The sequence below is a fragment of the Streptomyces sp. MZ04 genome (assembly GCF_004684775.1).
Lineage (GTDB): Bacteria > Actinomycetota > Actinomycetes > Streptomycetales > Streptomycetaceae > Streptomyces.
Map to the genome: position 1 here is coordinate 1 of NZ_SRIC01000331.1, position 8,527 is coordinate 8,527.

8 protein-coding genes and 2 tRNA genes are annotated in these 8,527 nt (G+C 66.5%); 3 read left to right on the plus strand and 7 right to left on the minus strand.

Annotated elements, in window-relative coordinates:
• The first annotated feature begins 57 nt into the window (after positions 1 to 57).
• A complete protein-coding gene (locus E2651_RS37975; protein ID WP_135335834.1) occupies positions 58 to 927 on the plus strand; it encodes a hypothetical protein in 870 nt (289 codons plus the stop codon).
• Positions 928 to 1,007: 80 nt separating this feature from the next.
• Here the strand turns inward: E2651_RS37975 and clpX are convergent, their stop codons facing one another.
• The 5 genes from clpX to E2651_RS38000 all read right to left on the minus strand — a co-directional run bounded on the left by clpX (position 1,008) and on the right by E2651_RS38000 (position 5,722).
• The gene (gene clpX, locus E2651_RS37980; protein ID WP_135335835.1) at positions 1,008 to 2,294 is read right to left on the minus strand and encodes an ATP-dependent Clp protease ATP-binding subunit ClpX; all 1,287 of its coding nucleotides are present in this window, start codon (positions 2,292 to 2,294) and stop codon (positions 1,008 to 1,010) included.
• 156 nt (positions 2,295 to 2,450) lie between these two features.
• Complete coding sequence (locus E2651_RS37985) at positions 2,451 to 3,131, minus strand: ATP-dependent Clp protease proteolytic subunit (protein ID WP_135335836.1); 681 nt, start codon at positions 3,129 to 3,131, stop codon at positions 2,451 to 2,453.
• Between the two features lie 60 nt (positions 3,132 to 3,191).
• Positions 3,192 to 3,797, minus strand: coding sequence for an ATP-dependent Clp protease proteolytic subunit (locus E2651_RS37990; RefSeq protein ID WP_167829019.1), 606 nt, complete (start codon positions 3,795 to 3,797; stop codon positions 3,192 to 3,194).
• Between the two features lie 290 nt (positions 3,798 to 4,087).
• Entirely contained in the window at positions 4,088 to 5,482 is a 1,395-nt protein-coding gene (gene tig / locus E2651_RS37995; protein ID WP_167829018.1) for a trigger factor, read from the minus strand.
• A 163-nt stretch (positions 5,483 to 5,645) separates the two neighbouring features.
• A tRNA-Pro gene (locus E2651_RS38000) sits at positions 5,646 to 5,722 on the minus strand.
• A 149-nt stretch (positions 5,723 to 5,871) separates the two neighbouring features.
• Here E2651_RS38000 and E2651_RS38005 point away from each other — a divergent pair.
• Positions 5,872 to 5,942, plus strand: a tRNA-Gly gene (locus E2651_RS38005).
• A gap of 45 nt (positions 5,943 to 5,987) precedes the next feature.
• Here E2651_RS38005 and E2651_RS38010 read toward each other — a convergent pair.
• Positions 5,988 to 6,182, minus strand: coding sequence for a hypothetical protein (locus tag E2651_RS38010; protein ID WP_135335839.1), 195 nt, complete (start codon positions 6,180 to 6,182; stop codon positions 5,988 to 5,990).
• A gap of 644 nt (positions 6,183 to 6,826) precedes the next feature.
• On the opposite strand from E2651_RS38010, the gene E2651_RS38015 reads away from it, so the two are divergent.
• A complete protein-coding gene (locus E2651_RS38015) occupies positions 6,827 to 8,053 on the plus strand; it encodes an acyltransferase family protein (protein WP_135335840.1) in 1,227 nt (408 codons plus the stop codon).
• Between the two features lie 7 nt (positions 8,054 to 8,060).
• Here the strand turns inward: E2651_RS38015 and E2651_RS38020 are convergent, their stop codons facing one another.
• On the minus strand, positions 8,061 to 8,510 hold the full coding sequence (locus tag E2651_RS38020) for an HD domain-containing protein (protein WP_135335841.1): 450 nt from the start codon (positions 8,508 to 8,510) through the stop codon (positions 8,061 to 8,063).
• Between the last annotated feature and the right edge of the window lie 17 nt (positions 8,511 to 8,527).

The window sequence follows — 8,527 nt, forward strand, 5'->3', positions numbered from 1 at the left end:
ACCCCCATCAGTCAGGATGTCGGGACCACATCAATTGTGCGGAGGGGAACCCACGTAATGAGCTACAACCAGCCGGGTCCGTACGGCGGTCAGCAACCGCAGCAGCCGGGGCCGTACGGCCAGCAGCCGCAGGCCCCGCAGCCCGGCTACGGCTACCCCCAGCAGCCCCAAGCCCCGTACGGGCAGCCGCCCCAGGCCCCGTACGGGCAATTCCCTCAGGGGCCGCCGGCCGGCGGTGGGGGGAAGAAGACCGGGCTCATCATCGGTGCCGTCGTCGCCATCGCCGCGATCGGCGCCGGCGTCTGGTGGTTCACCATGGGCAAGGACAGCGGGTCCGTCGCCGATGACGGCAAGACGTACAAGCTGACGGCGCCCGCCAGTGTCCTCGGCGGCGAGTACAAGAAGTCCGACTCGTCCGCCGGTGGCGATGGCGGCGGCATGTCGTCGAGCGACATCGAGGACCTGGAGAAGCAGGGCGTCAGCAACCCCAAGGACGTCTTCGCCGCGTACAACTACGGCGAGGGCACGACCATGAAGTCCCTCAACTTCTCCGGTGTGTACGGCGAGATCGAGGACCCGGAGAAGGTCGTCAATGCCATGTTCGCCGACATGAAGAAGAAGTCCACCGAGGAGCCCGGGAGCGTGACCCTCATCGGCAGCCCCGAGGAGTTCACGCCGGACGGCTTCGAGAACGGCATCATGAAGTGTCAGGAAGCCGAGTTCAAGATGGGCGAGGTCGGTCCGGACGACGAGGGCGTGCCCAACAGCTTCAAGACGCCGATCTGCATCTGGGGTGACCACAGCACGGTCGCGTACACCTCGTACTCCGACGCCGCTGTCACCGCGAGCGGCGGGAACATCGAGCTGGAGAACGTCGCCAGCCTGGTGGCCAACCTGCGGGACGACGTCCGCGTCGAGGTCAAGTAACCGACGGCACAAGGCTGTTCAACGAGAAGGGGCGTCCGGCGATCGAATCGCCGGACGCCCCTTTCACGTACGCCTGGAAACTACGCGGACTTCTGCTCCCCCGCACCCGGACCCCGCGCATCGCGCGGCACCAGCGTCGGGTTCACGTTCGAGTGGACGACGTCCGCCGTGATGACCACGCGGGCCACGTCCTTGCGGGACGGGACCTCGTACATCACCGACTGGAGGACCTCCTCCATGATGGCGCGCAGGCCACGCGCGCCGGTCTGGCGCAGGATCGCCTGGTCGGCGATCGCCTCGAGGGCCTCGCGCTCGAAGTCCAGCTCCACGCCGTCGAGTTCGAACAGGCGCTGGTACTGCTTCACCAGTGCGTTGCGCGGCTCGACGAGGATCTGGAGCAGGGCCTCGCGGTCCAGGTTGTGGACCGAGGTGATCACGGGGAGGCGGCCGATGAACTCGGGGATCATCCCGAACTTCACCAGGTCCTCCGGCATGATGTCCTCGAACCGGTCCTTCTCCTGCAGCTCCCGCTTGGAGTGGATCGTGGCGCCGAAGCCGATGCCCTTCGCGCCCGCCCGCGACTCGATGATCTTCTCGAGGCCGGAGAACGCGCCGCCCACGATGAAGAGCACGTTCGTCGTGTCGATCTGGATGAACTCCTGGTGCGGGTGCTTGCGACCGCCCTGCGGCGGGACGGAGGCCGTGGTGCCCTCAAGGATCTTCAGGAGGGCCTGCTGGACTCCTTCACCCGATACATCGCGCGTGATCGACGGGTTCTCGCTCTTGCGGGCGACCTTGTCGATCTCGTCGATGTAGATGATGCCGGTCTCGGCCTTCTTGACGTCGTAGTCAGCGGCCTGGATCAGCTTCAGGAGGATGTTCTCCACGTCCTCGCCGACGTATCCCGCCTCCGTCAGCGCCGTCGCGTCGGCGATGGCGAACGGGACGTTCAGCATGCGCGCGAGCGTCTGCGCGAGGAGGGTCTTGCCCGAGCCGGTCGGACCGAGCAACAGGATGTTGGACTTGGCGAGTTCGATCGCGTCGTCACGGCCCTGCGCCCCGCCGGTCTCGCCGGCCTGGACCCGCTTGTAGTGGTTGTACACCGCTACCGAGAGGGCCTTCTTCGCGGGCTCCTGGCCCACGACGTATCCCTCAAGGAATTCGTAGATCTCGCGAGGCTTGGGGAGTTCCTCCCACCGCACCTCGCTCGTCTCCGCGAGCTCTTCCTCGATGATCTCGTTACAGAGGTCGATGCACTCATCGCAGATGTACACACCGGGGCCTGCGATGAGCTTCTTGACCTGCTTCTGACTCTTCCCGCAGAACGAGCACTTGAGCAGATCGCCGCCGTCACCGATGCGTGCCACGAGGTGCTTCCCCTTCGCCTGGGAGACGCCACGTTCAGCGGCTCCTGGTGCCTCATATCCGACGGTACCTTGCCGGGCCCCCCGTTCGGGCCCCCCTTGGCACGGTTCGCTTTGACGTGAACCGTGCCAAGGAACGGCAGATGCTACAGCGCTGCGTCAGACGACCGAGGCGTTGTTCATCTTCCGAGTGGAGATGATCTGGTCGATCAGGCCGTACGCCAGCGCGTCCTCGGCAGTGAGGATCTTGTCGCGCTCGATGTCGTCGCGGATCTTCTCGATCGGCGTCGTGGAGTGCTTGGCCAGCATCTCCTCCAGCTGCGCACGCATCCGGAGGATCTCGTTGGCGGCGATCTCCAGGTCGGAGACCTGACCGCGGCCGGTCTCGCTGTACGGCTGGTGGATCAGGACGCGCGCGTTCGGCAGCGCCATGCGCTTGCCCGGCGTACCGGCCGCGAGGAGCACGGCGGCGGCGGACGCGGCCTGGCCCATGCAGACCGTCGACACGTCGGGCTTCACGAACTGCATCGTGTCGTAGATGGCCGTGAGCGCCGTGAAGGAGCCGCCGGGGCTGTTGATGTAGACCGAGATGTCGCGGTCCGGGTCCATCGACTCCAGGCACAGGAGCTGCGCCATGACGTCGTTGGCGGAGGCGTCGTCGATCTGCACGCCGAGGAAGATCACGCGCTCCTCGAAGAGCTTCGCGTACGGGTCGTACTCACGCACGCCCTGCGAGGTGCGCTCGACGAAGCGCGGGATGACGTAGCGGGATTCGGCGGTGGGGCCGGTGTACTCGGCCTGGGTGCGCTCGTAGAGGCCGCTGCCGGGGTAGTTCTTCATCTCTGTAGGTCTCCTGAGGAGCGTGGGCTGTGTCGGCTTCGGAAGGCTGAGCGGTGAGGCTCAGGCTCCCGTGCCGCCGCCGCCCGGCATGCTGGCCGCGTTGGGCATGATGTCGTCGATGAGGCCGTACGCCTTGGCCTCTTCCGGGTCGAACCAGCGGTCACGGTCCGAGTCGTGCGTGACCTGCTCGACCGTCTGACCCGTGTGGAACGCGGTGAGCTCGGCCATCTTCTTCTTGGTGAGAAGGAGACGCTCGGCGTGGATCTTGATGTCCGACGCGGAGCCCGCGAGCCCGGCGGAGGGCTGGTGGATCAGGATCTCGGCGTTCGGCAGCGCGAAGCGCTTGCCGGGCGTGCCGGCGCTGAGCAGGAACTGGCCCATGGAGGCGGCCATGCCCATCGCGATCGTCACGACGTCGTTCTGGATGTACTGCATGGTGTCGTAGATCGCCATGCCGGCCGTGATGGATCCACCAGGGCTGTTGATGTAGAGGAAAATGTCCTTGTCCGGCTCTGCCGCGAGGAGCAGCAGCTGCGCGGTGATCTTGTTGGCGATGTCGTCGTCCACGGCCTGGCCGAGGAAGATGATCCGCTCGCCGAGCAGCCGGTTGTAGACCTGGTCGCCGAGGCCGCCACCGATGGAGGGGTCGCCGGCGGCGGAGGGCATCAGATTCGTCACGTATCCACCTGCTCGTCTTACGACGGCGCCGGGCCGTCTCACGTCTTCTTCTGAGGCTAGGGACCCCGCGTGCGGCCGCTCCGGGTCGGCTTCGGGGACTCCCCTGCCCTCGTATTCATGGACCCTAACGCTCAGCCCCGTCCGGGGAATCCCGCAGAGCTGGCTGTTCGCTGTGAGCGCAGGTAGCACCCCACCGGGGAGCGCCCCGTCAGGGGGCGCGACAGGCCCCCGGGATCACATCCCGGGGGCCTGTCGTACGAGCGTCAGAGCGAGGCTGCTCAGGCCTCGGGCTTCTCCTCGGTGGCGGCGTCGTCGCCGTCAGTCGCCTCGGCGACGACCTCCGCGGCCGTCTCCGTCTCGTCCTCGTCCTCGAGGTCGACGACCTCACCGTTGGTGTCCTTGACCGTGGCGGCCTCGACGACGACCGCGAGGGCCTTGCCGCGGGCGACCTCGCCGACCAGCATCGGGACCTGGCCGCCCTCGACGACGGCCTGGGCGAACTGGTCGGGGGACATGCCGGAGGACTGCGCGCGACGCATGAGGTGCTCGGTGAGCTCCTCCTGGTTCACGTTCAGCTTCTCCTTGTTGACGAGCTCGTCGAGGACGAACTGCGTCTTGATGCCCTTCTCGGCCTGCTCCTTGGTCTGAGCGTCGAACTCTTCCTCGGTCTGGCCCTGGATCTCCAGGTACTTCGCGAGGTCGAGGCCCATCTGGCCGAGCTGGTGGTTCACCAGGTTGTGCTTGCGGGTCTCGATCTCGTCCGCGAGGAGCTTCTCGGGGACGGGGACCTCGACCAGCTCGAGCAGCTTCTCCAGGACGCGCTCCTGGGCCTGCGTCGCCTGGTCGTACTGCTTCATGTTCTCGAGGCGCTTGCGGCTGTCGGCCTTGAGCTCGTCCAGGGTGTCGAACTCCGACGCGAGCTGCGCGAAGTCGTCGTCCAGGGACGGCAGTTCACGGGCGGCGACCTGGGTGACCTTGACGGTGACCTCGGACTCCTTGCCGGCCGCCGAGCCGCCCTTGAGCTCGGAGGTGAAGGTGGCCTCGCCACCGGCCTCCAGGCCCTTCACGGCGTCGTCGATGCCCTCGAGGAGCTCGCCGGAGCCGATCGTGTAGGAGACGCCGGACGCGACGCCGTCCTCCAGGACCTCGCCCTCGACCTTGGCCTCCAGGTCGATCGTCACGACGTCGCCGTCCTCGGCGGCACGCTCGACCGGCGAGGTGGACGCGAAGCGCTCACGGAGCTCCTCGACGGCCTTCTCGACGTCCTCGTCGCTGACCTCGACCGCGTCGACCTCGACCTCGATGCCGGAATAGTCCGGGATCTCGATCGCGGGACGGATGTCGACCTCAGCGGTGAAGTTGAGGGTCTCGTTGTCCTTCAGCTCGGTGATGTCCACCTCGGGCTGGCCCAGGACGTTGAGCTCGGCCTCGTTGACCGCTTCGGTGTAGAACTTCGGGAGCGCGTCGTTGACGGCCTCTTCGAGAACGGCGCCGCGACCGAACCGCTGGTCGATGACGCGGGCCGGGATCTTGCCCTTACGGAAGCCCTTCACCGTGACCTGCTGGTTGATCTTCTTGTACGCCGCGTCGAGGCTGTCCTTGAGCTCCTCGAAGGGCACCTCAACAGTGAGCCGAACCCGAGTCGGGTTCAGGGTCTCCACGGCGCTCTTCACGGTTCGGTCTCCTTGGGGCTGACTTCTTGGGATTCTGCCCGGCTCAGAGACACACGGGCACACAGCTTGCATAGTAACGGCAAGCGGGAGCCGACCCACAATGCGATCTTGAGAGACCCGTCGAGCGGCTGATCGGCGGGGTGGCCTCGATCGATCAGCCTGGTGGTCGGGGTGGCGGGATTTGAACCCACGGCCTTCCGCTCCCAAAGCGGACGCGCTACCAAGCTGCGCCACACCCCGTCGGTGCGACACGTAGGGTACATGCCCGCAGGCAGTGCGGCCCCCGCTTAATCGGGAGTACGTACGGGGTGTGCGGGGAGTGCGTCCGACCCGCTACGATGCTTGCCGTGCCGCGGTCACTGACCAGCGATTCCCGTGGCGCGATCTGTGCGGGCGTAGCTCAATGGTAGAGCCCTAGTCTTCCAAACTAGCTACGCGGGTTCGATTCCCGTCGCCCGCTCTGCAGACCTCAGGCTCGGTTCCTCGGAACCGGGCCTGAGGCGTTTCAGAAGCTGATCGAGTTGATGGTCTCCGCCACTTCGTTGAGGAAGCGGTTTATGGAGGGTGCCATTCCCGTCGAGGCGAGGAAGAACCCGAAGAGCACCGCGACGATCGCGGGCCCCGCCTTGATCGACCCCCCGCGGATCAGCACCACAAGGATGATCGCCAACAGCAACACCACTGACAGCGAAATGGCCACACTGATCACACCCTAGGTCGGTCTCTCCCCGGCCCGGGGGGTACGACCCCGCACACCCCCGCCAGAACCATCGTGCCACCAACGCGCCTTCGGTATGCGGCCGGTGACACATCGTCGGCCAACGCCGCCCGTGCCGGGCGCGGCCCCGGCGGCCGGGGGGCGCCCTTGGGGTGCGTGAACACGGCGCCCCCACACGGCAATTCGAGCCCCGCGCACGTCCGCTAATTCGGCTTGATCGTTTCCATCGCCACACAAGTTGTTCGCGGGAAATTCGAATTGTCGCCGGGCCCACACATCGGGCTTCACGGCGGGCTTCACAAAGAGCCAATCAATCGGACATTTCACCAGAGTCGCCTGCGGGCGTTATGCGATGTTTAAGCGGGATGAGTTGTGACGTTCTGGACACTCAGATGGCCGATGAGCGGGCCGTAAGGAGGTGAATCGCCATGTCGACTTCTGTGATTCCCGGGGTACTCGGACCGTATTAGTCAGGAACCGTCTGTGATGGAGATGACAGCTGTGTTGAGGGTTTTACGAAAACACTCGAGCGACGCTAGGGTGCCTCAGATGTTCCACGCTGCCACCATCCCCGCAAGCGCAGTGCGGTCCCAGATCGTCTCACCGAGCTCATGGTGGGAGGGCCTGTGACGAACTCGGTTCAACCGCACGGCCGCCACCGGGCGCCGCTCCCCCCGGCCCAAGAGCCGGCGGCCGGAGTGCCTACTCCCCGCGCCCCCCAGACCCCCACGGCCGCGACCCTTTCCCACGCTGCGGCCGGCAACACCGCCCCATCAGGCAAACCAGGTTCCACGGGCCAACCCGCCAAGCAGCGCGACGCGTTCTTCGACAACGCCAAGTATCTGGCGATCGTCCTGGTGGCCATGGCTCATTCCTGGGAGCCGCTGACGGATCACAGCCGCGCCGCCGAGGCGCTGTACATGACCGTCTACACCTTCCACATGCCCGCGTTCATCCTGATCTCCGGCTACTTCTCGCGCAGCTTCGACATGCGGGCCGACCGGCTCAAGCGTCTGGTGACCGGCGTCGCCGTGCCGTACGTCATCTTCGAAGTCGCGTACACCTTCTTCAAGCGCTACGCGGACGACGATCCGACCCAGCCGATCAGTCTGCTCGACCCCTGGTACCTCACGTGGTTCCTGGTCGCGCTCTTCGTCTGGCGTCTGACGACCCCGCTGTGGAAGGTCGTGCGCTGGCCGGTGCCGCTCGCGCTCGCCATCGCCGTCCTCGCCACCATCTCGCCGGACATCGGTGACGATCTCGATCTGCAGCGGGTGCTGCAGTTCATGCCGTTCTTCGTGCTCGGCCTCTTCATGAAGCCCGAGTACTTCCAGCTGGTGCGGCGGCGCGAGGTGCGGCTGCTGTCCATCCCCGTCTTCGCGAGCGCGCTGCTCCTGGCGTACTGGGCCGCTCCCCGGATGACGTCCGCGTGGTTCTACCGCCGGGACAGCGCGCAGGAGTTGGGCGCGCCGTGGTGGGCCGGTGTCATCATGACGCTGGCGCTGTTCGGCTGCTCCGCCGTCCTCACCGCGTGCTTCTTCGCGTGGGTGCCGCGCCGGAAGATGTGGTTCACGGTGCTCGGCGCGGGCACGCTGTACGGCTATCTGCTGCACGGATTCCTCGCCAAGGGCTCGCGCTTCTGGGGCTGGTTCGAGGACTACGAGTGGATGCACAAGCCGGCCGGTGAGGTGCTCGTGACGCTGGTGGCCGCGACGGTGGTGACCCTGCTCTGTACGCCTCCGGTGCAGCGGATGTTCCGCTTCGCCATGGAGCCGAAGATGGAGTGGGCGTTCAAGCGGGACGCGGCGGCGTTGGCGCGGGAGCGGTCGAAGGCCTCTTCCGGCGCCGGTTAGCGGCTGCTCATACGCCCAGCAGGGCGCGCATGTTGGCGTACTTCGCTGTGAGGCGGGTGCGGGTCGGCCCGTCTAGCTCCGCTAGGCGGGCCGGGTTCGCGTTGTGGGCCATGTCCGCCTCCTTCACGAGGCGGGCGCCGGGGGTGGCGAGGATGCGGGCGGCGTAGGCCTCGGGGGTTTCTCCCTGCTCCTTGGTGAGGGCGCGGACGATGTCCTTCGTACGTTGCGTGAGGGCCGCGTCCTTCAGCCACTGCTCGGTGAGCGCGTCGTCTTCCACGGCGTCGTGGAGCCAGGCGGCGGCGATCTGGTCCGCCGATCCGCCTCTGGCTCGGGTGCCTTCGGCCACGGCCTGCAGGTGCTCTGCGTAGGGCCGACCCGCCTTGTCCTTCTGAGTGGCGTGGGCCGCTCTGGCTATGGCTTCTACCTCGGGGAGGGTGAGGTGGGGGCTGGGGTTCATGCGGGGATTCTTTCCCC